Origin of the sequence: Ureibacillus aquaedulcis (assembly GCF_030418165.1) — a bacterium.
Classification (GTDB): domain Bacteria; phylum Bacillota; class Bacilli; order Bacillales_A; family Planococcaceae; genus Ureibacillus; species Ureibacillus aquaedulcis.
This window is the reverse complement of the sequence record NZ_JAUHTQ010000016.1, coordinates 50,960-76,647: the sequence shown is the minus strand read 5'-3', so window position 1 is coordinate 76,647 and position 25,688 is coordinate 50,960. Positions and strand designations below refer to the sequence as shown.

22 protein-coding genes are annotated in these 25,688 nt (G+C 33.8%); all 22 read left to right on the top strand.

Annotated elements, in window-relative coordinates; genetic code table 11:
* Window positions 1-297 precede the first annotated feature (297 nt).
* The 22 genes from QYB95_RS16505 to QYB95_RS16400 all read left to right on the top strand — a co-directional run bounded on the left by QYB95_RS16505 (window position 298) and on the right by QYB95_RS16400 (window position 25,598).
* Window positions 298-1,515, top strand: coding sequence for an S-layer homology domain-containing protein (locus tag QYB95_RS16505; RefSeq protein ID WP_301139473.1), 1,218 nt, complete (start codon window positions 298-300; stop codon window positions 1,513-1,515).
* Between the two features lie 91 nt (window positions 1,516-1,606).
* Window positions 1,607-2,446: a hypothetical protein gene (locus tag QYB95_RS16500; protein WP_301139472.1), complete on the top strand. Its 840-nt coding sequence runs from the start codon at window positions 1,607-1,609 to the stop codon at window positions 2,444-2,446.
* Window positions 2,447-2,674: 228 nt separating this feature from the next.
* Window positions 2,675-3,403, top strand: coding sequence for a YveK family protein (locus QYB95_RS16495; RefSeq protein ID WP_301139471.1), 729 nt, complete (start codon window positions 2,675-2,677; stop codon window positions 3,401-3,403).
* A gap of 2 nt (window positions 3,404-3,405) precedes the next feature.
* Window positions 3,406-4,113 carry a CpsD/CapB family tyrosine-protein kinase gene (locus QYB95_RS16490; protein ID WP_301139470.1) on the top strand — a complete coding sequence of 236 codons (708 nt, stop codon included), beginning with the start codon at window positions 3,406-3,408 and terminating at the stop codon, window positions 4,111-4,113.
* A 128-nt stretch (window positions 4,114-4,241) separates the two neighbouring features.
* Window positions 4,242-5,006, top strand: coding sequence for a tyrosine-protein phosphatase (locus tag QYB95_RS16485; RefSeq protein WP_301139469.1), 765 nt, complete (start codon window positions 4,242-4,244; stop codon window positions 5,004-5,006).
* A gap of 231 nt (window positions 5,007-5,237) precedes the next feature.
* Window positions 5,238-7,061, top strand: coding sequence for a polysaccharide biosynthesis protein (locus QYB95_RS16480; protein WP_301139468.1), 1,824 nt, complete (start codon window positions 5,238-5,240; stop codon window positions 7,059-7,061).
* Between the two features lie 57 nt (window positions 7,062-7,118).
* Window positions 7,119-8,411, top strand: a complete 1,293-nt coding sequence (locus QYB95_RS16475) for a glucose-6-phosphate isomerase (RefSeq protein ID WP_301139467.1) — start codon at window positions 7,119-7,121, stop codon at window positions 8,409-8,411.
* A gap of 22 nt (window positions 8,412-8,433) precedes the next feature.
* Complete coding sequence (galU, locus tag QYB95_RS16470; RefSeq protein WP_301139466.1) at window positions 8,434-9,318, top strand: UTP--glucose-1-phosphate uridylyltransferase GalU; 885 nt, start codon at window positions 8,434-8,436, stop codon at window positions 9,316-9,318.
* A gap of 1,095 nt (window positions 9,319-10,413) precedes the next feature.
* On the top strand, window positions 10,414-11,043 hold the full coding sequence (locus tag QYB95_RS16465) for a sugar transferase (RefSeq protein WP_301139465.1): 630 nt from the start codon (window positions 10,414-10,416) through the stop codon (window positions 11,041-11,043).
* Window positions 11,040-11,891 carry an NAD-dependent epimerase/dehydratase family protein gene (locus QYB95_RS16460; protein WP_301139464.1) on the top strand — a complete coding sequence of 284 codons (852 nt, stop codon included), beginning with the start codon at window positions 11,040-11,042 and terminating at the stop codon, window positions 11,889-11,891. Before QYB95_RS16465 ends, QYB95_RS16460 begins: the two co-directional genes overlap by 4 nt.
* Window positions 11,892-11,947: 56 nt before the next feature.
* Window positions 11,948-12,886 (top strand): glycosyltransferase family 2 protein, encoded by a 939-nt coding sequence (locus tag QYB95_RS16455; protein WP_301139463.1) that lies wholly within the window; start codon window positions 11,948-11,950, stop codon window positions 12,884-12,886.
* A 38-nt stretch (window positions 12,887-12,924) separates the two neighbouring features.
* The gene (locus tag QYB95_RS16450) at window positions 12,925-14,154 is read left to right on the top strand and encodes a glycosyltransferase family 4 protein (protein WP_301139462.1); all 1,230 of its coding nucleotides are present in this window, start codon (window positions 12,925-12,927) and stop codon (window positions 14,152-14,154) included.
* A gap of 3 nt (window positions 14,155-14,157) precedes the next feature.
* Complete coding sequence (locus QYB95_RS16445) at window positions 14,158-15,486, top strand: nucleotide sugar dehydrogenase (protein ID WP_425609219.1); 1,329 nt, start codon at window positions 14,158-14,160, stop codon at window positions 15,484-15,486.
* A 12-nt stretch (window positions 15,487-15,498) separates the two neighbouring features.
* On the top strand, window positions 15,499-16,581 hold the full coding sequence (locus tag QYB95_RS16440; RefSeq protein ID WP_301139460.1) for a Gfo/Idh/MocA family protein: 1,083 nt from the start codon (window positions 15,499-15,501) through the stop codon (window positions 16,579-16,581).
* The gene (locus QYB95_RS16435) at window positions 16,578-17,153 is read left to right on the top strand and encodes an N-acetyltransferase (RefSeq protein WP_301139459.1); all 576 of its coding nucleotides are present in this window, start codon (window positions 16,578-16,580) and stop codon (window positions 17,151-17,153) included. Before QYB95_RS16440 ends, QYB95_RS16435 begins: the two co-directional genes overlap by 4 nt.
* Before the next feature lie 24 nt (window positions 17,154-17,177).
* Window positions 17,178-18,335, top strand: coding sequence for a DegT/DnrJ/EryC1/StrS family aminotransferase (locus tag QYB95_RS16430; RefSeq protein WP_301139458.1), 1,158 nt, complete (start codon window positions 17,178-17,180; stop codon window positions 18,333-18,335).
* Complete coding sequence (locus QYB95_RS16425) at window positions 18,332-19,600, top strand: glycosyltransferase (RefSeq protein WP_301139457.1); 1,269 nt, start codon at window positions 18,332-18,334, stop codon at window positions 19,598-19,600. The genes QYB95_RS16430 and QYB95_RS16425 overlap by 4 nt, the downstream gene beginning before the upstream one ends.
* A 66-nt stretch (window positions 19,601-19,666) precedes the next feature.
* On the top strand, window positions 19,667-20,779 hold the full coding sequence (locus QYB95_RS16420; protein ID WP_301139456.1) for a glycosyltransferase: 1,113 nt from the start codon (window positions 19,667-19,669) through the stop codon (window positions 20,777-20,779).
* Window positions 20,780-20,811: 32 nt separating this feature from the next.
* The gene (locus tag QYB95_RS16415) at window positions 20,812-21,825 is read left to right on the top strand and encodes a glycosyltransferase family 2 protein (RefSeq protein ID WP_301139455.1); all 1,014 of its coding nucleotides are present in this window, start codon (window positions 20,812-20,814) and stop codon (window positions 21,823-21,825) included.
* On the top strand, window positions 21,822-22,796 hold the full coding sequence (locus QYB95_RS16410; protein ID WP_301139454.1) for a glycosyltransferase family 2 protein: 975 nt from the start codon (window positions 21,822-21,824) through the stop codon (window positions 22,794-22,796). Before QYB95_RS16415 ends, QYB95_RS16410 begins: the two co-directional genes overlap by 4 nt.
* A gap of 12 nt (window positions 22,797-22,808) precedes the next feature.
* Window positions 22,809-23,936 carry a hypothetical protein gene (locus tag QYB95_RS16405; protein ID WP_301139453.1) on the top strand — a complete coding sequence of 376 codons (1,128 nt, stop codon included), beginning with the start codon at window positions 22,809-22,811 and terminating at the stop codon, window positions 23,934-23,936.
* A gap of 141 nt (window positions 23,937-24,077) precedes the next feature.
* Window positions 24,078-25,598 (top strand): lipopolysaccharide biosynthesis protein, encoded by a 1,521-nt coding sequence (locus QYB95_RS16400; protein ID WP_301139452.1) that lies wholly within the window; start codon window positions 24,078-24,080, stop codon window positions 25,596-25,598.
* Window positions 25,599-25,688: the final 90 nt, after the last annotated feature.

The window sequence follows — 25,688 nt, the reverse complement described above, 5'->3', positions numbered from 1 at the left end:
ATTATGTCCCAGCCTCTTTTTCTATTTGCTTTTGTCACGATCATCAGGGGTGTATCTTTTAATCTAAAAAAAGGGAAAAAATATTTTATTTTAATAGTTTAAAAACTATCTGGAAGGGTATAACGTTCATTGAGTGTTTATATTATTCCGTAATTTAGGATAATTATGAATCATTCGATTTAAATGAAAATAGTTATTTCGGAATACAAAAGTTTTACAAAAGGGGTATTTTTTCCAAAAATGTATATGTTATCATTATACATATTATGAAGCACTATCAAAAAGGAGGAAGAATTAGTGAAAAAGAAAACTAGTAAAAAAATGTTTAATCTAGCAATTGCATCTGCAATGGCTGCAGGGGCGGTTGTTGCGGTTGCACCAGCTGCTACGGAGGCAGCAACACCAACTTTAAAGGATTTAAAACCGGGTAGCTGGTACTATGATTCAGCGGTGAATCTAGTAGAACGCGGAGTAATTAAAGGCTATGGAGACCAAACTTTCAGACCTGGACAAGAGTTGACGCGCGAGCATGCAGCTGTAATTCTGGCAAGACTTCTAAATCTAGATACAGTAAGTGTAACAAATCCTAAATTTACAGACGTTCCAACAACGCACCGATCTTATGGAGCGATTGCTGCTTTGGAAAACGCAGGAATTATTAATGGAATCGGCAACGGCAAATTTGGAATCAACAGTCCTTTAACAAGAGGACAAATGGCGATCCTCATCACAAATGTTTTTGATTTAAAAGCTGGAAATATTAACACTCCATTTGTAGATATCGAAAATTATCCATATAAATACCAAGTTGCAGCACTATATGATAACGGTGTAACAAAGGGGATCAAACCAACAATATTCAGCCCTATGTCCAATGTATCACGTGGTGAATTTGTGACATTTATCGTTAGAGCTGAAAATGTAAAACCACCGACTCCTGAGAATCCAGGAACACCAGAAACTCCAGGAACACCAACACCACCAACAACGCCTACTCCAGGTGGCGGGGGAGGCGGTAGTGCAACACCAACTCCATCCCTTGAAGAAGAGGTTGAAAATGTTATTGGTTCCTTGTTCGAAACATCTGGTCAAGCTGTGACACTACCAAATTATGTTACACCAGGATTTAACCCAGCTTCAAATACAATCAATTTACAAGTAGATGGCTCCGTGTCCCTTGAAACTTTACGTCAAGATTTAGCTGCGGCAAATGATGGCGCACCTTCAGTGGGTGATATCGTTAATGATGAGGAAACTCTATCAAATCTAGCGGAGGTATATAGTGCGGTTACTAGCATCAATGCTGAAGGAACAGAGTATACCAAAGATCAGTTTATCACTGACGATTTAAAATTGAATAAGGATACTTTTAAAAAGATTTTTGGAGATTTCGTGAATAATAATATAGGTAATGCAACAGATCTTGCGGGACTAATAGGCAAAACTACTACAATCACTGTTAACTTTGATGAATATTCTTCTATTCCTTATACATTGACAATTTCTGAACAATAAAATTTGCAATTCCAATTCCCTAGAACACGGGTGTTCTGGGGAATTTCAATGAGTACCCTGTAATTCTATGAGCCAGAAATGGAGGTGCCCAATGGCTGAGAGGAAAAGGAAGATAAAGAAGGTAAAGAAAAAAAAGCATAAATGGTTGTTGTATGTTTCGCTTGCGGTTGTTCTTCTCGGTGTAATTATCGGTAGTTATGCGTTATATGAGTTTAAATTCAAGACCTACGATGTAGCGGATGAAGCGGTTGATGAGATTGTTGAGGATGATTACGTCATCAAATTGCCGGATGGTACGGAGATTAGAGTCGATGAGAACGGAGAGGTAATCGAACAAGAACAATCTTCAATTTCTTCAAATGCAATGGTTTTCAACTCAGATGACTCAACTAGCAGCGATACGGATGCAAGCACAGGCGTATCATCCAAGGATAGTGGAGCAGAGAGTGAAGGTGGACAAGCTGCTGAAGGAACGCCAACATCTGGAAGTACATCAACTGGAAATACATCCACTGGGAATACGTCAACAACTACTGATTCACCAAATACGATTGGCAGCGTGACAGAAACTGAAAAGCCGACAGTGAAATCCATAAAAGCTAAATATACCCCGACATTACAATCGCTCCAATCGGATGCCCAATCGAGATTGAACGGGCTAATCGCCAATGCCAAATCGGAATTTGCGACGAAAAGAGCAAACGGTGAAAGCATCAGTATTGGCTATTTCTATAATAAATACATGGGGGCAGCTGACAGCCTTGAGGCAAATACAGATGCGGCCTTTAACAGTGTCATTTCCGTTATCGAAAAAGACCTGGAAACGAATGGCTTTGATAAATCGCATTCCCAAAGTTTGCGCGAAGAATACGAAGCTTCGAAAAAAGCATTACGTGAAAGTCTTTTAAGTGAAGTAAAGGGTGCATTATAATTATAGAATGGAAAGCGATCGATTCGCTTTCCATTCTATATTTACAAGCTGTACGAATATGAAGGATGCGTCTGTCTATCTAAAGAGTCGGAAAGAAAGTAATTTCTACAAAAATCTTACCAAATTTTTGACAAGTTAGAATTTACCTCTACAATCATTTAAGATATAGTATATAATCTAATACGAGAATAATAGTTTTGATCGCAGTCGCACAGAGGAGATGAACCAGTGGAAGAAACAATTAGCTTACAAGAGATATTCAAAATAATAAAGAAACGTTTAGTACATATTATCAGCATCACCATTGTTGCTGCCATCATTGCCGGGGTAATTAGTTTCTATTTACTGACGCCAATTTACCAAGCATCCACGCAAATTTTAGTAAACCAAGAACAAACTACGGAACAACAGACTGTTCAGACACAAGATATCCAAGCCAATCTACAGTTAATCAATACATACAATGTCATTATTAAAAGTCCGGCCATTTTATCGATAGTTATTGATCGATTGGATTTAAGTTTATCTCCTGACCAATTAAGCAATAAAATTACGGTATCCAGCCAAGATAACTCACAAGTAGTGAATATTAGTGTCCAGGATGAGAACGCAGCAATCGCAGTGGAGATTGCCAATACAACGGCTGAAGTTTTCGAAATAGAAATTCAAGAACTGATGAACGTCAATAACGTGAATATTCTTTCAAGTGCTGTCCTAGGTGAAGACCCTTCACCAATAAAGCCAAATAAGATGCTGAACATTGCCATCGGTGCGGTAATCGGGCTGATGATTGGACTGGGACTAGCCTTCCTAATTGAGTATATGGATACTACGATTAAAACAGAACAAGATGTGGAAGACATTCTAGGTCTCCCAATCATTGGTCTTGTGAGTAAAATTCCTGACGATGAACCACTCGCTTCTACAGATAAATTATCAAGAAGTAGGAGGAAATAAGAATGTTCAAGAAAAAAAGCAAAAAGTTAACGTCGATTGCAAGAAAGTTAATCACGTTTACAAATCCAAAATCGATTAGTGCCGAACAATACCGAACAGTACGTACAAATATCAATTTCTCGATTCCGGACGGAGATTTGCGAACTCTACTCGTTACTTCTTCGGCACCAAGTGAAGGGAAGTCAACATCAGCAGCGAATATTGCCGTTGTATTTGCCCAGTCCGGGAAAAAGGTTCTACTCGTTGACGGGGATATGAGAAAGCCTACCTCGCATTACACATTTGATTTAACAAATGGGTATGGGCTATCAAGTGTACTGACAAGACAATGCGACTTCAAAGTAGCAATACAGGCAACAAAAATTGAAAACCTTTCGGTCATGACAAGCGGTCCGATTCCACCGAACCCAGCAGAGTTATTGGGTTCAAAAAGTATGGATACGATGATTAGCGAATTATTGAACGAATATGAGTTAATCATTTTTGATACCCCACCAATGATTTCGGTAGCAGATGCACAAATTGTGTCAAACAAAGTGGATGCAACTGTATTGGTCATCAACTCCGGAAAGTCTGAAAAAGATAATGTATTAAAGGCGAAGGAATTATTGACTGCTGCTAAAGCAAATATAATCGGCGTCATTTTAAACAATTATAATATCGAGAATTCACATTACTATTACTATTATTATGGTCCAGCAAAAGAGTAAAAGGCACTTGTGTCCTTTACTCTTTTCTTATCTGTAGGTCGAATGTAAATTTGATGTAAATTAATACGGAAATCTTTCGTAAAAATGAAGTTTGCCAGAGCCATGGCAGGGTATAGGGGGATAAACAAATGATAGATATGCATAGTCATATTTTATGGAATGTCGATGATGGTCCAAAAACGCTGGAAGAATCGCTGGCATTATTGGAGCAAGCTGAAAAGGAAGGGATTACTGACATGATTTCCACTTCCCATAGCCAGCATCCACAGTTTGACGCGAAATTGGAGATTGTCAATGAACAAATACCGCAACTGCAGCAAGAATTGGCCAAAAGAGAAATAACGCTTACCTTACATAGGGGTCATGAAGTGCGGTTAACAGAAAACCTGATTTCACTGTTACAAACTGGGCAAGTCCATACATTAGCCAACTCCAGCTACCTATTGTTGGAATTGCCATCAAGTCATGTCCCGAACTATACAAAAAGTATTATCGAGGCATTATTAATAGAAGGGATTACACCCATCATTGCGCATCCGGAGCGAAACAAGGGAATTTCAGAAAAGCCGGCACGGTTGGAACGTTTGATCCGGCAGGGGGCAGTCGCGCAAATCACGGCCGGCAGCCTGGCAGGGCATTTTGGAAAGTCCGTACAAAAGCTGTCACTGGAGTTAGTACGCGCGAATTTGGTCCATACCTATGGCTCGGATGTGCATAATTTATCATCCAGACCATTCCTTTTTGAAGAAGGCCTAAGATTTTTAGAAAAAAAGAAAGAAATTGATAGCATAAATATGCTTTTGCACAATAATAGAAGAATTCTAGAAAATGAACGATTTATACTATTTGAACCAGAAGAAATAAAAGAAAAAAAGTGGTGGAAGCTATTTTAAACGTCGGTACATGTCGAAGATTGTAGAAAATTATCGGTAAAAGTACCTAATAAATTTCTAAAATTTAGGAATTTAATATCAGATACTTGTCAAAACGCTAATATTCTACAATTTTTTCCTCTTCTCACCACCTCTTTTCATGTTATAATAACGATGTTACTTTTAGATTAGTGGTTTTAATATATACATATAATTAATGGAATAATGTAGGTGAAAAGGGGTAATTCAACGGTGAATTATAAACAGAGGTATACGGCATTCTTTATATTAGACTCATTCATTGTCATATCGGCAATCTTCTTTAGCTATTGGCTATTACACCCTTCACTGAATATCTTTACGAATAAATTAATCCTAATTACTTCGATTACGCTTTTAGTCAGTCATCATATTGCAGCCCACTTTTTCCACTTATATGACCGGATTTGGAGTGTAGCCTCTGTACGAGAGCTACTCACCATTTTTTACGGCGTGACCATTTCGATTATTACGGCAAGTATCGTTCAGTTCATCGTGAGGGGAGATATCTACTTCCGTCCAATGGCCATTACATGGTTGCTCCACATCATCATGATTGGCGGTTCACGATTTGTTTTACGAGTAGCCCATGACCGGACGACGATCAAGTCAAATGGCGATTTAAAAAGTGTGCTGATTGTAGGGGCTGGACAAGCGGGAACAATGCTTGCACGAAGCATCAACAACAATCCTTCACCAGAATATAAACCTGTAGCCTTTGTGGACGATGATCCAATAAAACAACATTTAACGGTGATGGGGTTGAAAGTTTCTGGCACAACCCAAGACATTCCACGAATTGTGGAAGACAAAAAAATTCAGGAAATCATCCTGGCAATCCCGTCACTTGGCAAATTTGGCATTCAAGATATTTATGAAACCTGTGCGAAAACAAAAGCGAAAGTAAAGATCATGCCAAAAGTAGAAGATGTCATGACAGGGAAAGTGTCCGTCAACGATATGCAAGATGTGAAAATTGAAGATTTACTCGGTCGGGATGAAGTAAAATTGGATATGGTGGCCATATCCAAAAAACTAACAAACAAGACCATTCTGGTTACAGGTGCCGGTGGTTCAATCGGTTCCGAGATTTGTCGCCAGGTCCTGAAGTTCCATCCAAAGAAACTTTTATTATTAGGGCACGGGGAGAACTCCATTTATTCCATACATATGGAGCTGATTGAATCCTTGGCAATCGAAGAAACAGAAATTATTCCGATTATTGCAGATATACAAGATAGAGAACGCATTTTTGAAGTAATAGGTTCCCACTTGCCGGATGTAATTTATCACGCTGCTGCACATAAGCATGTGCCGCTAATGGAATACAATCCGAGGGAAGCCATTAAAAACAACGTATTCGGCACAAAAAATGTGGCTGAAGCTGCCCACGAATACGGAGTTTCCAACTTTGTCCTAGTGTCAACAGATAAAGCGGTAAACCCACCAAACGTCATGGGGTCAACAAAACGAGTGGCAGAAATGATTATCCAGAATCTGGCTACACGCAGCGATACGATTTACGCGGCAGTGCGATTCGGAAATGTGCTTGGTTCACGGGGAAGTGTTGTCCCTCGATTTAAAGCACAGATTGCAGCTGGTGGTCCAATAACGGTGACTCATCCAGATATGACTAGATACTTTATGACAATACCTGAAGCATCTCGCCTTGTCCTACAGGCGGGAACACTTGCGCGGGGTGGAGAAGTATTCGTCCTGGATATGGGCGAACCAGTAAAGATCGTAGACTTGGCTCGCAACTTAATCCGACTTTCCGGTTACACGGAAGAACAAGTCGAAATCAAATTCTCAGGAATCCGTCCTGGAGAAAAAATGTACGAAGAACTATTAAAGCCGGAAGAAATTCAAGAGCAGCATATCTACCCAAGCATTCATGTGGGGAAAGCCAACGCCTTGGATACAGAAGAACTTCACGAATTACTGTTTAGATTGCAGTCTCTCGATATAGACGACATCAAAGAAGAAATAGTTTCCGCAGCAAATAACAAATGGCGAACTTTTGAGAGAGTCATATAAAAACGTCAGTAATAAAGTTGGTATCTACAATTCTGGCAGATGAAAAGAGGGAAGAATGTGGCAACACAATTACTGCAAACGACCATTTTGAATGAACAATTCTTGAACATTGATTATTCCAAATACGAGTCATCTGTAAAGGCCATTCATCACCATTTAGAAGAAACAAAAGATGAACTAACTGGGTGGGTAAACGCTCCTTTAGAAGAAAATCAGGATTTAATCGATTCTATCCAATCAATCGCAAATGAAATCAAAGAAAACGGCGATGTATTGGTCGTTATTGGAGTTGGGGGTTCCTACCTTGGGGCAAAAGCCATTCAAGATGCATTAACACCGTATTTTGGGAATCATCCAGATGGCATTGAAGTAATCTATGCCGGTCAAAACATGAGTGGAGCCTATATCCATCAGTTGCTAAATTGTCTTACAAATAAACAATTTTACATTAACGTCATTTCCAAATCAGGCTCCACAATGGAACCTGCATTAGCTTTCCGCGTGCTACGTCAATACATGGAAGAACGGTATGGGGAAGATGCTAGCGAGCGGATTATCGTAACGACGGATTCTGAAACCGGGTTACTAAGAGAAATGGCCGTTACACAGCATTACCGACAATTTGTTATACCATCCAATATCGGTGGAAGATATTCGGTGCTAACTCCAGTAGGCTTATTACCAATTGCCGTGGCAGGTGTGGATATCGCACAATTACTAGATGGAGCTAAAGAGGCAGCAACACTACTAAAAGAAGAAAGCCTGGATAGCAACGAAGCCTACCGCTATGCAGTAATTCGACATGCTTTGTATTCACTTGGCTATAAAGTGGAGCTACTCGCTTCCTTTGAACCGGCATTAGCCAACTTCCATGATTGGTGGAAGCAATTATTTGGTGAAAGTGAAGGAAAAGACCAAAAGGGGCTTTTCCCTGCAACCGTAAATTACTCAACCGATTTACATGCCATTGGCCAATTTATCCAGGAGGGAAGCCCCATCCTCTTTGAAACGTTGCTTCATTTTCATGAGATAACAGATGATCATCATGTGCCAAATGATCACCGCAACGAAGACAAACTGAACTATTTAAGTAATCACAGTTTTAACCATATTAATGCCACATCTAAACAAGGCACGGCGCTTGCTCATGCAGAGGGTGGTGTTCCAGTCATCCAATTGGAACTGGATAAACTGGATGCCTATCATTTAGGATATCTAATCTATTTCTTTATGAAGGCTTGTGCTATGAGTGCATACCTACTAGAAGTTAATCCATTCGACCAACCAGGTGTGGAAGCATACAAAAGTAAAATGCTTGAACTATTAAATGTGGATAAAGTGAAAAAGTAAACTGAGAGGATGACTAGTTAATATGAAGAAAGTCAAAAAAGCCATTATTCCTGCAGCTGGATTAGGGACGAGATTTTTACCAGCAACAAAAGCCATGCCCAAAGAAATGTTGCCAATAGTAGACCGACCAACAATCGAATATATCGTCGAAGAAGCCATTGCTTCCGGAATTGAAGACATCATAATCGTAACAGGTAAAGGTAAACGAGCAATTGAAGATCACTTTGATCGCAATTTCGAACTAGAAGCGAATTTAATTGAAAAAGGAAAGCTTGAGCTGCTAGAAAAAGTCAATCAATCGTCAAAGGTAGAAATTCACTATATCCGTCAAAAAGAACCAAAAGGCTTAGGTCATGCCGTATGGTGTGCACGTAATTTCATTGGGGACGAACCATTTGCAGTACTTCTAGGTGACGATATTGTACAAGCACAAACACCTTGTACAAAACAATTAATCGACCAATACAATGAAACAGGTTCATCGGTCATCGGTGTACAAACAGTTCCAAATGAAGAGACACATCGTTATGGAATAATAGATCCAATCTCTACAGAGGGTCGCACATATGTAGTTAGCAACTTCGTAGAAAAGCCAAATCAAGGAACAGCCCCATCCAACCTGGCCATCATGGGTCGCTATGTCCTAACTCCTGAAATTTTTGAATTCTTAAGCCTACAAGAAACAGGGGCAGGTGGAGAAATTCAGTTAACCGATGCCATCCAAAAATTAAACGAAAGCCAAAAAGTATACGCTTATGACTTTGAAGGAAAGCGATATGATGTTGGGGAAAAGATTGGCTTTGTGAAAACGACAATTGATATGGCATTGGAAAATGAAGAAATTCGCGATGAACTCTATGAATATTTATTAAAAAAAGTTAATGAATTAAATATCACAATTAAATAAATATTTAACAATAGGTGACCGCCTTCTTACCTTTATCAATGGAGGCACTCGATCACATTGTGGGTTTCAAAAAACACCTTAGGTACGCATGTTATCATTAGTGTGATGTGAGGGAGGGTTAGATGCCCTAACATTTTATATACAATTAAAATAAAACAACATATGAACTTTAACATATTTTGGTTTGAAATCGATGGTACACCTTGTCCAGAGAACGGGGAAGTTGTTTACCAAAATGCATAGCTGTGTGTAGTGTACTTCTAAGGTTAATGATCTTGAAAAAGAAGAAGATGATGAAGTTCCTTTCTTGTAGATAGTTATATGAGGTATTGTTGTTATATATAAAGATGTGTCTTGTAGGAAGAAATTTAAATATAAAGGTTAAGAATATGAGTTTGCTAAGATGTCTAAGTAGTATTTTGATTGACTGGTTGTAAGGAAACGAGAATGTTTTATGGATTAATGTGATGTAGTATTTTAGTGCCTTTTAACGTCAATAAGCACCGCTTTTTATAGAGGTTTGCTATCTACTATACTTGTCGTGGGATTATTTTGATGTGAATAAGAAGGTTGATCATAAAAATAGGGGTTGTTAGAAATGTTGAGCTGACTTTAACTTTAGGCGGGAATCTTCTGAAGCCAGGTTGAATACAGTTGAGGAACTGTGTATCGTAGTTAGATTGAGTGCTAGACACCTTACGGGATAAGGGGTTTAGGCGTTTTAGTGAAAATTAAACTCGGGTAAGGTTGTTAAATACAGGATTATCTATTTTGTATTTGCATAATAGATTGAATAAATATGACGAGGTGAGTATCAGATGTGGTTAAACACGGTATATAGTATTTAATTTTACGGAAATGTATAAATAAAACACAATATATTTATTTCATCCCTTGCATAACCATACAGGCTTAGGTTTCTATGTGAAATGGATTTAAAATAAGGGGCTATTTTGCGTAAATGCGTTGTCTAGTGATAACGAGGTGGCTATTAAAAGTAGATAACAATATTAGTGGTTTAGTAGTTGGTTAGAGTAAAGAGCCTCTAATTAAGTCCTAATCTACTAAAGGACAAATTTTAAGGAGTGTAGCTGGATGTATATGAAGGTTAAAAGATTTATAGATATCATTCTTTCTTTAATTGGACTTATTGTTTTATCTCCCATTTTTATAATTCTAATTATCGCTATTAAGATTGATTCAAGAGGCCCTGTTCTGTTTAAGCAAAAGCGTGTAGGAATTAACAAGCTCCATTTTAACATTTTAAAATTCCGTACTATGAGAATAGATACACCGAAGGACACTCCGACTCACTTATTAGGTAATCCAGAACAGTATATCACAAAGATGGGTAAATTCCTGAGAAAAACCTCGCTTGATGAACTTCCGCAGATTTGGAATATTTTTGTGGGACAGATGAGTATTATTGGGCCTAGACCAGCACTATGGAATCAATATGATCTGATTGCTGAACGGGATAAATATGGCGCTAATGATGTGCCACCCGGATTGACAGGTTGGGCACAAATTAATGGTAGAGATGAGCTTCCTATCGAAATTAAGGCTAAGTTGGATGGGGAGTATGTTGAGAAAATTAGCCTTTGGATGGATATTAAGTGCTTCTTTGGGACAATCGTAAGTGTTGTTAAAAGCGATGGTGTTGTTGAAGGTGGGACTGGAGCTAAAAAAGAAGTTGCGAGTACTAAGGAGAGCATTTCTAAATGAAAAGAATACTGATAACCGGGAAAAACAGCTATATAGGTACAAGTCTAGAGAAATGGCTTGGAAATTACCCCGATAGATATACAATTGATTCCGTTAGTTTAAGAGACGATTTATGGAAGGGAATTGATTTCTCGGGGTATGATGTAGTGTTTCATGCGGCTGGAATAGCACATATTAAGGAAACAAAGGAAAACGCACATCTTTATTATAAAGTTAATCGAGACATGACCTTTGAGGTTGCTCAAAAGGCAAAAATAGAAGGGGTTAAGCAATTCATATTTTTAAGTTCTATGAGTGTTTATGGAATTGAAAGTGGTGTTATAGATAAAGACTCACCTCTCAAACCAAAAAGTAACTATGGAAAGTCTAAGCTTCAGGCAGAGGAATTAATAAAACCATTACAAAATAAAGGATTTAATGTCGCTATTATACGCCCACCAATGATTTATGGTAAAGGTTGTAAAGGTAATTATGTTAGATTGTCAAAACTTGCCGTTAAAACGCCTATTTTTCCTTTTATAGAAAATAAGCGTAGTATGATTTTTATAGATAATCTATCTGAGTTCGTAAGATTACTAATCGATGATACAAGATGGGGGTTATTCTTTCCTCAAAATAGGAAGTATGTATGTACTTCAGAAATGGTTAAGCTTATAGCTGAAATTCATGGAAAAAAGGTTAGAATGACAAGAATATTTAATCCTTTATTAAGATTACTTAGAATTAAAACGCTAAATAAAGTGTTTGGCGATTTAGTGTATGACATAAATTTATGTAATTTAAAAAGTAAATATAATTATTGTTCGTTTAAAGAAAGTGTTAGGAATTCAGAGTTAGATGAAACATAGATTATAAGGCACTTACATTTATTTGATATTCTCTTAAAGTAAAGGAAGATTTTATAATGAAAAAGTTCTCCGTGGTAATCCCACTATATAATAAAAGAAATTATATAAAGGCTACTATACTAAGTGTTTTAAAACAAACCTTTTCCAACTTTGAGATAATAGTTGTTAATGATGGGTCTACAGATGATAGCTTAGATCAAATTAAAGATATTACTGATTCTAGATTGAGAATAGTCTCACAAAAGAATGCAGGTGTATCTGTGGCTAGAAATACTGGTATAAAAGAAGCTAATGGTAATTATATAGCTTTCCTAGATGCTGATGATTATTGGAATCCTGATTATTTAGAAACAATTAATAGTTTGACAGTAAAATATCCAGAAAGTGATATTTATGTTACTGCTTATAGAATCGTACTTTCTAAAAATAGGATTAATTATTCTAATGATAGTGATGAAGTTTTTGATGATTGCATGTTAAGTTATTGGGAGACGCTTAAGAACAGGTATGAGTTCGTTTGGACATCTGCAACAACAATAAAAAAACAGGCAATAGTTGATGCTGGATATTTTACACCGGGTGAAAAAGTAGGAGAGGATTTAGATATGTTTGCTAGAGTTGCACAAGGTAACCCAAGAGTAGCATACTCTACAAAGCGATGTGTCGATTACAATAGATCTGCTGAGAATAACGCTCGTGTGAGTGTAAGAGTGGCCTTCCCTAATGCCTATTTGTCCGTTCTTTCATTTGAAATGGAGAATCCAAAAAGAACTAGAGAGGAAATAGAAAGCATTATTTTAAAATACGATAAAAAAATGATAGCCTATATATTTACTTTGATTTTATCTGGCGAGAGGACTAAAGCAAAAAGTGTATCTAATGAATGGAATCCTGATGGACATCGAAATTTATATAAAGTTATGCTTATGATTGCAAATTATTTGCCTAATATTATTATTAAATGGGTTTTTTCTATGAGATTAAAAGCATTTTAGATTTGGCATTTTTAATAGCGTTAGAAAGGTTAGGTATTATGAAAACTATATGGTTTATTAGTCATGGGACAATGCCCCCTCATATGGAAGTAAGGATGAGGACGCATAATTTATCAAAGTATTTGGTGAAAAAAGGTTATAGAGTAGAAGTCTTTTCTGTTAGTACGATACACAATACTAACAAAAATTTAATAGATAATAAAGGTACATTATATATTGAAGAGGAATATGATGGTGTTCTATATAATTTCGTTCGAACTTCAAACTATACAGGTAATGGATTAAAACGGATATTTAATATGTTGCAATTTCCACTTCGACTATATAAAGTTTCAAGAAAGAAAAAAATAAAACCGGATGTAATTGTATGCAATCCTCAATCTATCTTTGCAATAATTCCATATTTTATTTCAAAGAACGTCAACTCTAAATTTATATCTGAAGTCAGAGACTTATGGCCAGAATCTGTAGTTGCTTATAAACTGGCTTCGAAAAATAATCCAATAATTAAATTATTGTATGTATTTGAAAAATGGATTTATAAAAAAGCGGGATCAATTATATTCACTATGGAAGGTGGAAAAGATTACGTTCTTGACAAGGGGTGGGGCAAAGAGATCGATATATCCAAAATACATCATATAAATAATGGTGTAGATTTAGAAATGTTTAATTATAATAAGGAGAATTTTAGAATTAATGATTCTGACTTGGAAAACCCTAATACCTTTAAAGTAGTGTATGCAGGATCTATTCGACTTGCTAATAATGTTAAAAAAATAATTGATGCTGCACAAGTAATTAAAGAACAAGGGTATCAAAATATTAAATTTTTAATATATGGAGAGGGATCTGATAGAGAGTATTTAATGAAATACTGTGATGAAAATAGAATTGACAATGTTATTTTTAAAGGGTTTATTGAAAAAAATAAAATACCTTTTATTTTAAGTAAAGGTGACCTTAATATTATGCATTTTGGTCAGAATAGTTTAAAAAAATATGGTATAAGTCTTAATAAGATGTTTGAGTATTTTGCTAGTGGAAGACCAACTCTTTCAGATTGTGAAGTTGGTTATGACTTAATTAAAAAGTATAATTGTGGGCTTGTAGTAGATAATGCTAACTCGGAAAAATTAGCTGAAGCCATTATTGCTTTTAATAATATTCCGGCAGAAAAATATGAAGCTTTTTGCAACAATGCCCTGAAAGCGGCAAAAGATTATGATTTTAAAATATTAACAGAAAAACTTGAAAAACTACTTTAGGAGATGAAATCAATGGAAACGTTGGTACACAATTTAAGAGATAAATTACTGAAAAAAACAGCAACTCTAGGTGTAGTGGGACTTGGGTATGTTGGGTTACCTCTTGCGGTAGAGAAAGCTAAAGCTGGCTTTAAAACAATTGGTTTTGATGTACAAGAACCTAAAGTTGATATGGTTAATTCCGGTATAAATTATATTGGTGATGTTGTCAATGAAGATCTTAAGGAAATAGTGAAGTCAAAACTTCTTTCAGCTACTACTGATTTTGCACAAGTAGCGCAAGCTGATTGTGTGTGTATTTGTGTCCCGACACCACTTGATGAATATCAACAACCAGATATTAGTTATGTAAAAGCCTCTGCAGAAAGTATTGTTCCTTACATGCATAAAGATATGTTAATCGTTCTGGAATCAACTACTTATCCAGGTACCACCGAAGAGCTACTATTACCTATATTAGAAAAATCAGGTTTAAAATGTGGTGAGGACTTCTTTCTTGCATTTTCACCAGAACGTGTTGACCCAGGTAATTTGATTTACAAAACGAAAAACACCCCTAAAGTAGTTGGTGGAATAACACCAGAATGTACTGAGGTTGCAGCTGCGCTTTATGAAAGTATCTTGGAAGCACCTATACATCGTGTTTCATCTCCAGCGGTTGCTGAGATGGAAAAAATCTTAGAAAACACATATAGAAATGTTAACATTGGACTTGTAAACGAACTTGCTATTTTAAGTAACAAAATGGGTATTAACTTTTGGGAAGTAGTAGATGCAGCAAAATCTAAGCCATATGGTTTCCAGGCTTTTTATCCAGGGCCAGGCCTTGGCGGTCATTGTATACCGCTTGATCCTTATTATCTTTCTTGGAAAGCACGTGAATATGGTTTTCATACATCCATGATTGAAGCTTCTATGATGGTTAATGATCGTATGCCTGAATACTGTGTAGAAAGAGCAAGTAAAATCTTGAACAGATTTAAAAAAGCCATAAATGGTTCAAAGGTTCTAGTACTTGGTGTAGCTTATAAGCAAGATATTGAAGATTATAGAGAAAGTCCTGCTCTCGCAGTAATTGAGGGACTAGAAAACGAAGGTGCAGAGGTTGTTTTCTTTGATCCTTATGTTCTAGAGTATCGTAATCATGGAAAAGTTAAAAAGGGTGAATATGAATTAACTCAGGAACTAATTGAAAGTGCTGACCTTGTAATCGTTACAACTGCACATACAATGGTAGATTATGAATTCGTACAGCAACATGCTAAGGCAATATTTGATACTAAGAATGCTATGACGGATGTAAAAAATAGAGAAAATATCGAGTTATTATAAAGGAGGAGCAACATGAGCTTACGATATGCAATTATTGGTTGTGGGAGAATATCGCCGAATCATATAGCGGCTGCTCTTGAAAATGGACTTGAGATTGTTGGGTTGTGTGATTTATTACCTGAAAATATGGATGATAAAATCTCAAAATTTGACCTTTTGGAATCTACTCCAAAGTATACTAACTATAAAGAGCTACTTGAAAAGGAAAAGCCAGAGTTAATAGCTATTTGTACCGAAAGTGGTAAACATGGTCAAATTGCTTTAGATTGTTTAGAAGCAGGGAGTAATCTAATTATTGAAAAGCCTATCGCACTTTCATTAGAAGAGGCGGATGCTATCATTGCAAAAGCTAAAGAAAAAAATCTAAAGGTAAGTGCATGTCATCAAAACCGTTTCAATAAGTCGATTCAAAAAATAAGACAAGCTGTTGAAGATGAGAGATTTGGAAGATTACTCCATGGGACTGCACATATCCGTTGGAATCGTGGAGAAGATTACTATAAACAAGCTCTATGGCGAGGTACATGGGAACAAGATGGCGGTGCTTTAATGAATCAGTGTATTCATAATATTGACCTATTACGTTGGATGATGGGTGACGAAATTGTTGAAGTAGTGGGTATGACAGATAATATGAAACATCATTTTATCGAAGCTGAAGACTTAGGTATGGCTTTAATAAAATTTGCAAGTGGAAGTTATGGAATAGTTGAGGGAACAACTAATATTTTCCCAAACAACCTAGAAGAAACGTTATATATCTTTGGTGATAAAGGGACAGTTAAAGCTGGTGGGAAATCTGTAAATCTTATAGAAGAGTGGAATTTTGCTGATACTCTAGATGATCCAGATGAAGTTAAAGCAACTTATCAAGAAAATCCTCCAAGTGTATATGGTTTCGGTCATAAACCGTTATACGCTGATGTAATTGATGCTATTCAGAATGATAGAGATCCATATGTAACAGCAGAAGATGGAAGAAGAGCATTAGAACTTGTACTTGCTATTTATAAATCTGCTGCTGAAGGTAAAAGTGTTAAGCTGCCATTAGAAAAGTGTAGTACATTGGATTTTAAAGGACGGTTTGATCGATGAGCTTTTTTGTTCATGAAAGCAGTTATATAGATGAAGATGTAACGATAGGCGAAGGAACAAAAATATGGCATTTTAGTCATGTTCAAAAAGGTGCTTGTATTGGTGAAAAATGCTCGTTAGGACAAAATGTTAACGTATCTAATAATGTTATAATTGGTAACGGTGTAAAAATTCAAAACAATGTATCCGTTTATGAAGGTGTTGAATTAGAAGATTATGTTTTCTGTGGCCCATCAATGGTATTTACAAATGATTTAACTCCTAGAAGTAAATATCCTAAAGGTATGGAAGGCTATAAGAAGACCCTTGTTAAATACGGTGCATCTATTGGAGCAAACGCTACGGTTGTCTGTGGAAATACAATTGGTAGATGGGCAATGATTGCTTCAGGTGGGGTCATAACTAAGGATGTTCCTGATTATGCTTTAATGGCAGGCGTACCGGCAAAACAAATTGGTTGGGTATGTGAATGTGGTACTGTTCTTAAAAATAGACTCAGCTGTCATGAATGCGATAGACAATATACCTTAACTGATGGAATCCTTATTGAGAAAATCGATTTAGGCAAATAATACAGTAATGGAGATTGATTGCTAATGGAATTTAGAGATTTAAAGACTCAATACCAAAAATATAAGCAGGAAATTGATTTGGCTGTACAAGATGTATTTGCAAATGCAAACTTTATTGGCGGTAAAGAAGTAAAAGAACTAGAAAAGCAATTAGCTAACTATGTCGGAGTCAAACACTGTATTACTTGTGCGAATGGAACTGATGCTTTGGATTTAGTTTTGATGGCATGGGAAATTAAAGAAGGTGATGCGGTTTTTGTACCAGACTTCACATTTTTTGCAAGTGGAGAGGTTGTTTCTTTTCGAGGAGCCACTCCTGTATTTGTGGATGTAGACAGAGATACATTTAATATTGATACAGTAAAATTAGAAGAAGCTATTATCAGAACAATCGAAGAAAGAAAATTAAGACCAAAAGTGATCATTCCCGTTGATTTATTTGGCTTACCGGCAAATTACCCTGAGATTGAGAGAATTGCAGAAAAGTATGATCTATTGGTGCTAGAAGATGGTGCACAAGGATTCGGAGGCAACATTAATGGGAAAAAAGCATGTAGTTTTGGACATGCTGCAACAACTTCCTTTTTTCCTGCTAAACCATTAGGGTGTTATGGTGACGGTGGGGCTATTTTTACCAATGATGATAATTTGGCAAGATTACTCAATTCATTAAAGATTCATGGGAAAGGTGAGGATAAATACGATAACGTTAGGATTGGCATCAATTCAAGGCTTGATACAATTCAAGCTGCTGTTTTGATAATTAAGCTAAGGGCGTTTGTTAATCATGAATTAGGAGATGTAAACCAATTATATAAGCTTTATACGGATAGATTAAATGGAGTTGTAGAAACGCCATTTATTCCAGAGGGATTCTATTCGAGTTTTGCTCAATATACTATCAAGTTAAAAAACAAGGAACAACGAAATGGTTTACAAGCACATTTGAAAGAATACGGTATACCAAGCATGATTTATTATGTTAAGCCGATGCATAGGCAGGGTGCTTTTTCAAATTTAGAGCATTATGATAAGAGTTTTATAGTAACAAATTCTCTCTGTGATACAGTATTATCATTACCGATGCATCCATATTTGACTATCGACGAGATTAATGAGGTTTCGGATGTCATAATCCAATATATTCAAGATAATTCTTTAAAAAGCGAAGTGTTAGCATGAGCATGAATAAAATAATTGTCTTACCTGGTACTGCTGATGCAGTATTTTTTTTAAATGAAGTGGATTATATTACAAAGTATTTCGATGAAGTTATTGTAATCTCATACCCAGGTAATAAACATACCTTTTCCAAAATAGCGGAACAAAAAGGTTTTAAATATTATGTGGTAAATACAAACATATTGGGCTCATTATTAAATGTTCATTTTTATAAGTGGCTTTTTAGCAAAGATACAATTAAGGAAATAAGAAAAACCTTTGCGTTCACTAAGAAAGATTTCTCTAGGTCACTATATATATTTTACTATGGGATATTTTATATTAGTTCTAAAAAATATATTGATAGAGAAATAGAAAAAAATGCTGGTGAGAACTTATATTTGTATTCTTTTTGGCTAACAAGAGGTGCTTATACAGTTGCAAACTACAATATTAATAGAAAAGGTAACGTTAAAAAACTGATCTCAAGGGCACATGGGTATGATCTATATGAAGAAAGGAATACAACAAATTATTTGCCTTTTAGAAGTTTCATAGATAAGAATTTAGATGAAATTCACCCTATCTCAGAACATGGTTTAAATTATTATAAAAATAAGTATAAAAAGAGTAATTCAGGGACTAAAAAAACTATATCTAGATTAGGAACATATAATCCAAATAGCCTAAAAAAGACGATATTTAACAAAGAAAAAATTTGTATTGCATCTTGCTCATCGATAACAGATGTTAAAAGATTAGATTTGATAATTGATGTCATTGCTAATATTGAGATTCCAGTTAAGTGGATTCACATTGGTAATGGTAAACAAAAAAGTCAAATGGAATTATACGCTAAAGAAAAGCTTAAGGATAAAGATTATTATTTTCTAGGACAGATAGATAATTCTGATATTCTAAAAACATATATAAAATACGATGTTGACTTCTTTATTAATATGAGTGATTCTGAAGGTGTTCCAGTTTCTATAATGGAAGCAATGTCAGCAGGAATACCAGTTATGGCTCGTGATGTTGGTGGATTAAGTGAGATTATTAATGAAAAAAATGGATATTTAATTAGAAATAATATTGAATTTGAACAAGTATATAGCGGCGTAAATAGTTTTATTAAACAAAGGATAAATAAGATTGAAAGTTATATTGATAAAAGTAATGAATCAATAAAATTTTGGAATGAAAGGTATAATTCAAATAAAAACTTTAATTTATTTTTTAAAAATATGTTACAAGAATTTAATGGGAATAATATTGAGGTAAAATAATAAGTTCTTATTCTTATTTATTTGTTTTAAGAGTATACCCTATCAATATAACGTGGTGATTTGCTAATGGAAACTAATAAAGTTGATATTAATAATAGAAATGAGTATAGGATTACTATTGCAATGGTGTTACCCAGTTTGAAAATTGGTGGGGGGCAAAAAATTGCAATTGATATTGCTAATTCATTGGATAGCAGAAGATTCAATGTAATCTTTATTATTATTGAAGAGGAAGCTAACACATCATTTGAAAAAAATATTTGTGAAAAGTTTGATGTGGCTTTTTTAAGGAAGGAAAAGGGTTTTAGCATAAAAACAATATTCAGATTAATGAAGGTGCTACGTAGACAAAAAGTTGATGTTGTTCATGTTCATTTAAGAGCACTTATTTATACTTCACTAGCAACTTTATTTACAAAGGTAAATACCCGAATATATACCGTCCACAGCATTGCTCAACACGATGGAGGTGGATATTTGAGATTTTTATATAAAGTTGCGTTTAAATATTGGGGTTACATCCCTGTTGCAATCTGTGATTACGTTAAAGATACTATGATTGATTATTATCGGCTTTCTAGTGATAAGGTTCCATTAATATATAATGGGATTGATTTGAAAAGGTATCCTGAAAAACAGAGAATAGAAAGTAGTTCAAATAGGATAAATTTTATTTCAGTTGCTAGTTTTTGGGGAGTTAAAAACCATGAATTGTTATTAAAGGCTTTTGCAAGTGCGTCTAAACAATGTCCTGACATATATTTGACATTATTAGGTGATGGCCCTTTGCAGCAAGGCATGATACAACTAACAAAAAACTTGGGTATACATGATAGAGTATCATTTAGGGGAAATGTTACTAACGTTTCTGAGCACTTACGAATGTCTGATGTGTTTATAATGAGTTCTGATTTCGAAGGATTTCCGCTTTCAGTTATTGAAGCTATGGCAACAGGCTTACCGATTATTACCACAGCTGCAGGCGGTGTAATTGATCTAGTTAAACATGAATATAATGGGCTAATTGTACCTACAAGAGATATAGAGTCTTTATCAAATGCTATGATAGAGATAACTATTAACGAAAATACCCGTAAAAATTTTGCTGCTAATTCTAAACTATTATCAGAGCAATATAATATTTTAGATATGGTTGAGGCATATACGAAATTATATTAAAAAATGTGATTTGAAAAGTTAGGTGTAAAAAGATGGGTAAAAAAGTTAGTGTAATCATACCAATTTATAATGCTGAACAATATCTACAAAAGTGTATTGATTCAGTAATTAGTCAGACCTATAAAAATATAGAATTGGTTTTAGTTAATGATGGGTCAATTGATAATAGTTTATCAATTTGTAGAAGAAATTCACAAATCAATGATAATATCATTGTTGTCGACAGTCCTAATAAAGGAGTCTCAAATGCTAGGAATATAGGAATAGAAAGAGCCACAGGAACATATATAATGTTTGTAGATGCAGATGACGAGTTGGACCTTCTAGCAATAGATAAACTAGTATCAATAATTGAAAAGGAAGAAACAGATTTAGTCATTTGTGGATATAATAAATGTAATACTAACAAAATTTCAATTGAACAAATAGCTATTAATGACCAGAGATTGACCAATAAAGATATAATCTTAAAGTTTTGGGATTTTTTTAATGCAGGTATTATGAACGCTCCTTGGAATAAACTATATAAATTAAGTATTATTAAAGAGAATAAAATACTATACCCTACTAGAATAAGAATGGGCGAAGATGGATATTTTAATGTAAATTATTTAGAAAATTGTAATGATGTATTCATTACAAAAGACTGTCTTTATAATTATTATGAGAACCCTAGCCAATCCTCAAAAAATGTATTTAATAACTATTTTGAAATGATGATGGAGAATTTCGATAATATAGAAGAAATGTTTAAAAAGATTGATGCCTTAAGTCATTCTAAAGTAAAAGAACAGCATAACCTAGAAATTTTTAATGTAGTTAAACATTCAATAGATCATGTAGTTATGAATAAGTCCCTAACAATAAAAGATAAAAAGAATAAAATTAATACTATTTTTTGCCATATTAGAATAAAAGAAATATTAAAATATATACGTGTTAATGGAATTCAAAATAGGGTATTTTTAGTATTATTTAGATTTAAAATGTATTATACAATTATCTATATTAGAAAAATGTTGTTAACGGGAGTAATTAAAAAATGAAAATTAGCTTTATTGTGCCAGCATATAATGCTGAGAAGACAATAAGTAGATGTTTGTCTAGTATTTTGAATCAGACATATAAAAATATCGAAATAATTGTTATTGACGATGGTTCTATAGATTCTACTTATGATATATGCCAATCATTCTCGAAAGAGGATAGGCGAATTAAGTTACTCACCCAAAATAACTTAGGTGCATCATCTGCGAGAAATAAAGGAATTGAAATAGCAACTGGAGAATATGTACAATTTGTTGATGCGGATGATTATATAAATGTTAAAACGGTTGAAGTTCTAGTTGAAAATTTAAATAAAAGATTTGTAGATATTATATTTTTTGGCTTTAAATTAGTAAAAGATTCTGGGGTTTTCAAAGAACATTTACTTATTAATCGCTTATATAAGGATCCAAAAGAAGCAATGGTATATTTGATTCGACAGAATATGTTTGGATTTACATGCAACAAGCTAATAAGAAGATCAATATTAACTGAAAATGAAGTCAAATTTCGAACTGATATTTCATTGTTTGAAGATCAGTTTTTTTATTTTGAGTGCTTTAAATATATTAGTAGTGTCGAAACAGTTAGTGACACACTATATCACTATTGTTTGAATGATAGTTCGCTTAGTTTAAAATACAGAGCAGATAGATTTGCTATGTGTGAAATGATGTTTAAATACATGTCGAATTATTTTACTTCCTATAATCTATCTCCAACTGACTCAAAAAATTTACTCGAACAATATTGTAAAAGAAGTATAAAAAATTGTCTTTATGAGCTAGCTGTTTCTCAAAGTAATACTATTCTTCAGGCACATAATATAGTTGATGGCTGGACCAAGAGCATAATTTGGGATACTGCCAAAAGAAGCAAGCAAAATAGTAGCTATTCGGAAGTTATTTTTTTGTTTTTAATTAAGCACTTCCCCAAGTTGATATATTTAATTTATAAAATAAGGTATTAGTGGGGGATTAGCATGTTAATATTTTTGATGGTTATATTTTTTCTATATATGGTATCCCTAACATTTAAACGTGAAAATTTAAATAAATTCTTTGTACTTGCTTCCTTATCACTGGCAGTACTAGCCTTCTTTTTTGAACCATTCAATGAATTAGATTTGTATCGTCATTTTGAGTTTTTAGATTTAATAAGGAGTTATGGATGGAGTGCTGTGGAATCCAACCCATTGTATAAATATCAACCGCTTTACGGATATTATTTTTATTTTATAAGTTTTTTACCTAGTAATGGATACCTACCTGCAATAACAATGTTTATAATCTATTATTTGGTTTTTAAAACTATTTATAGAGTCGGAGTAAAAAATGATCTTAGTAAAAATTGGATGGTTGCTTTATCTTTCTTTTTTATTTTATCATTTGATTTTTTTAGTGCTTTAAGTGGAATAAGAAATATGTTAGCATTTGGGATTTTTGCTTATTTTTTATATAAAGATTTGGTTGAAAGAAAAAATCGACTTTTCTGTTGGGTTGTTTATATTTGTCTTTGTTTATTTCATTCAAGTGTAGCCGTATTACTGTTGTTCAGAATTATTTTGTTAATTAGCAAAAAAGGTTTGCAGTATGTAATATTTGGAATAATAGCTGTCTGGACAATTTTTGCAGATAAACTTCCAGCTTTATTAAGTAGTTATACATCCATAAGATTCTTTGATTATCTTCAATCCAAGGTAGTAACTAATATTAATAGTATTCGAAATGATTACTTTACTGCGATATTGACATTTGTAGCAATAGTTGTTTTAGGTGTAATAATGATATTTTTGTTTTCCAAGGCTAAAAGGTCTATAAAAAATTACCAATATAATAAATACTATTTATTTGTAACATATATTATTATTTTTGCTATTACATCAATTAGTAATTATGATGTGTTTATGCGTTTTTCTTCAATGACAATTATTTTGGCTCCAACTAGTTTAGCTATTTTGAAAGCAGAATTACAGCAGAGAAGTTTATTGAGATTTACCGTTTATAAAAAATTGGATATTATTCAACTTCTGTTGATTTTAATAATAATCATTCGGTGGGGAATGCTATTCTTTATTTATAAAAACAATCTTTCTTATAACTTTTTTTGATTATTAAACGACTATGAATAATATTCGTAAGTTCCATTTAAATATAAAACCCTTTTATTCAAATGAAATCTAAGAAACTTGTTGGAGAATGATATATATTTAAATTATTTAGTAATTTATAAATATAGAGTAGGAGAAAGAATGAGATTACTAAATTCGGTAAAGAATACTTGGGCCGCAATTGTCCAGTATTTTATAACAATATTAATTAGTTTTGTTTCTAGGGCAATTTTTATTAATATTTTAGGAACAGAATATTTAGGACTAGACAGCTTATTTACCAGTATTATTTCTATGTTAGCTTTGGCAGAACTAGGAATAGCTTCAGCTATTGTAGTCAATATGTATAAGCCAATAGCCGAAAATGATAAAGAAAAAATTAAATCTTTAATGAGATTTTATAAGATTTGTTATAGAGTAATTGCATGCATTGTCTTGGTTTTAGGATTATGTATTATGCCATTCCTTAACTTGATGATTGATTCTTACTCTATTCATGAAAGTATATACTTAATATATATATTATTCCTGTGTGATACCGTGTTTTCTTATCTATTTACGTATAAAAGATCAATACTTTTTGCAAATCAAAAAAATTATATAGTAAATATAATGGATGTTTTATATACAGTATTCATGAATATCGCTCAAATCCTAATTTTAATATCAACTGGTAGTTACATATTATATCTATTAATTAAAATTGGATTCAGATTGATTGAAAACATTATTATAAATTTAATAACAAATAGAATGTATCCATACTTAAAAGACAAAAATGTACAAAAATTAGAGAAGGGAATAGTAAATAACATTATTGAGAGAGTTAAGGGCTTGCTGTTTCATAAAATTGGAAGTTTTATAGTCGTGGGAACAGATAATATGATTATCTCTACCTTTTTAGGTATAGCAACTCTTGGAATATATACTAACTATATCCTCATTGCCACTACTATTTCAACTTTATTCTCTAGAGTTTTAGTAGGCGTAACAGCAAGTATTGGAAATCTATTAACAGAAAATAATAATAAAAAATCATTTGATATATACAAAAAACTAAACTTCCTTAACTTTTGGCTCGTTAGTTTTGCTACCATAAGTATTTACAATATAAATGATGCCTTTATAAAAGTCTGGATTGGGTCAGATTATTTATTGCCAAAATATATTTTGTTAATTATATGTTTTAATTTCTATGTTCAAGGTATGCGGAAAATAATCAATATGTATAAAGAGGCTGCTGGTATTTACTATGAGGATAGATATATACCATTATATGAGTCTTTAATTAATTTAGTTGCCTCCTTAATATTAGTTGAAATATTTGGCCTCGCTGGTGTTTTAATAGGCACTATAGTAAGTACCTTGATATTATATATTTATAGTTATCCAAAATATGTATATAAACCATTATTTAAAAAAGAAATTTATAATTTTTTTAAAGAGCATATTTTTTATCTGCTTGTTATGATATTTGTTTTCACTTGCACACTAGGTGTTACAAAACTTATACCAATTAACGATAATATATTGGATTTGGTAAAAAATATAATAATATGCATCTTTGTACCGAATATTTTATTTTTAATACTTTTTAATAAAACTGAGGAATTTAAGTATTTCAAAGGTATATTTTTAAGGGTAGTAAGACGAAAGGAGTAGTTGAATACTATCAAACAGTGTTAGTCATGGCTTTATAACCCCTCTATTGGCTGGAAAGCATTCATTCTCCAAGCTATCTAAAAATTAAAT

Coding starts and splice junctions, on each gene's coding strand:
- QYB95_RS16500 (WP_301139472.1), top strand. CDS start 1,607: ATGGCTGAGAGGAAAAGGAAGATAAAGAAGGTAAAGAAAAAAAAGCAT.
- QYB95_RS16490 (WP_301139470.1), top strand. CDS start 3,406: ATGTTCAAGAAAAAAAGCAAAAAGTTAACGTCGATTGCAAGAAAGTTA.
- QYB95_RS16485 (WP_301139469.1), top strand. CDS start 4,242: ATGATAGATATGCATAGTCATATTTTATGGAATGTCGATGATGGTCCA.
- galU (WP_301139466.1), top strand. CDS start 8,434: ATGAAGAAAGTCAAAAAAGCCATTATTCCTGCAGCTGGATTAGGGACG.
- QYB95_RS16465 (WP_301139465.1), top strand. CDS start 10,414: ATGTATATGAAGGTTAAAAGATTTATAGATATCATTCTTTCTTTAATT.
- QYB95_RS16460 (WP_301139464.1), top strand. CDS start 11,040: ATGAAAAGAATACTGATAACCGGGAAAAACAGCTATATAGGTACAAGT.
- QYB95_RS16455 (WP_301139463.1), top strand. CDS start 11,948: ATGAAAAAGTTCTCCGTGGTAATCCCACTATATAATAAAAGAAATTAT.
- QYB95_RS16450 (WP_301139462.1), top strand. CDS start 12,925: ATGAAAACTATATGGTTTATTAGTCATGGGACAATGCCCCCTCATATG.
- QYB95_RS16445 (WP_425609219.1), top strand. CDS start 14,158: ATGAAATCAATGGAAACGTTGGTACACAATTTAAGAGATAAATTACTG.
- QYB95_RS16440 (WP_301139460.1), top strand. CDS start 15,499: ATGAGCTTACGATATGCAATTATTGGTTGTGGGAGAATATCGCCGAAT.
- QYB95_RS16435 (WP_301139459.1), top strand. CDS start 16,578: ATGAGCTTTTTTGTTCATGAAAGCAGTTATATAGATGAAGATGTAACG.
- QYB95_RS16430 (WP_301139458.1), top strand. CDS start 17,178: ATGGAATTTAGAGATTTAAAGACTCAATACCAAAAATATAAGCAGGAA.
- QYB95_RS16425 (WP_301139457.1), top strand. CDS start 18,332: ATGAGCATGAATAAAATAATTGTCTTACCTGGTACTGCTGATGCAGTA.
- QYB95_RS16420 (WP_301139456.1), top strand. CDS start 19,667: ATGGAAACTAATAAAGTTGATATTAATAATAGAAATGAGTATAGGATT.
- QYB95_RS16415 (WP_301139455.1), top strand. CDS start 20,812: ATGGGTAAAAAAGTTAGTGTAATCATACCAATTTATAATGCTGAACAA.
- QYB95_RS16410 (WP_301139454.1), top strand. CDS start 21,822: ATGAAAATTAGCTTTATTGTGCCAGCATATAATGCTGAGAAGACAATA.
- QYB95_RS16405 (WP_301139453.1), top strand. CDS start 22,809: ATGTTAATATTTTTGATGGTTATATTTTTTCTATATATGGTATCCCTA.
- QYB95_RS16400 (WP_301139452.1), top strand. CDS start 24,078: ATGAGATTACTAAATTCGGTAAAGAATACTTGGGCCGCAATTGTCCAG.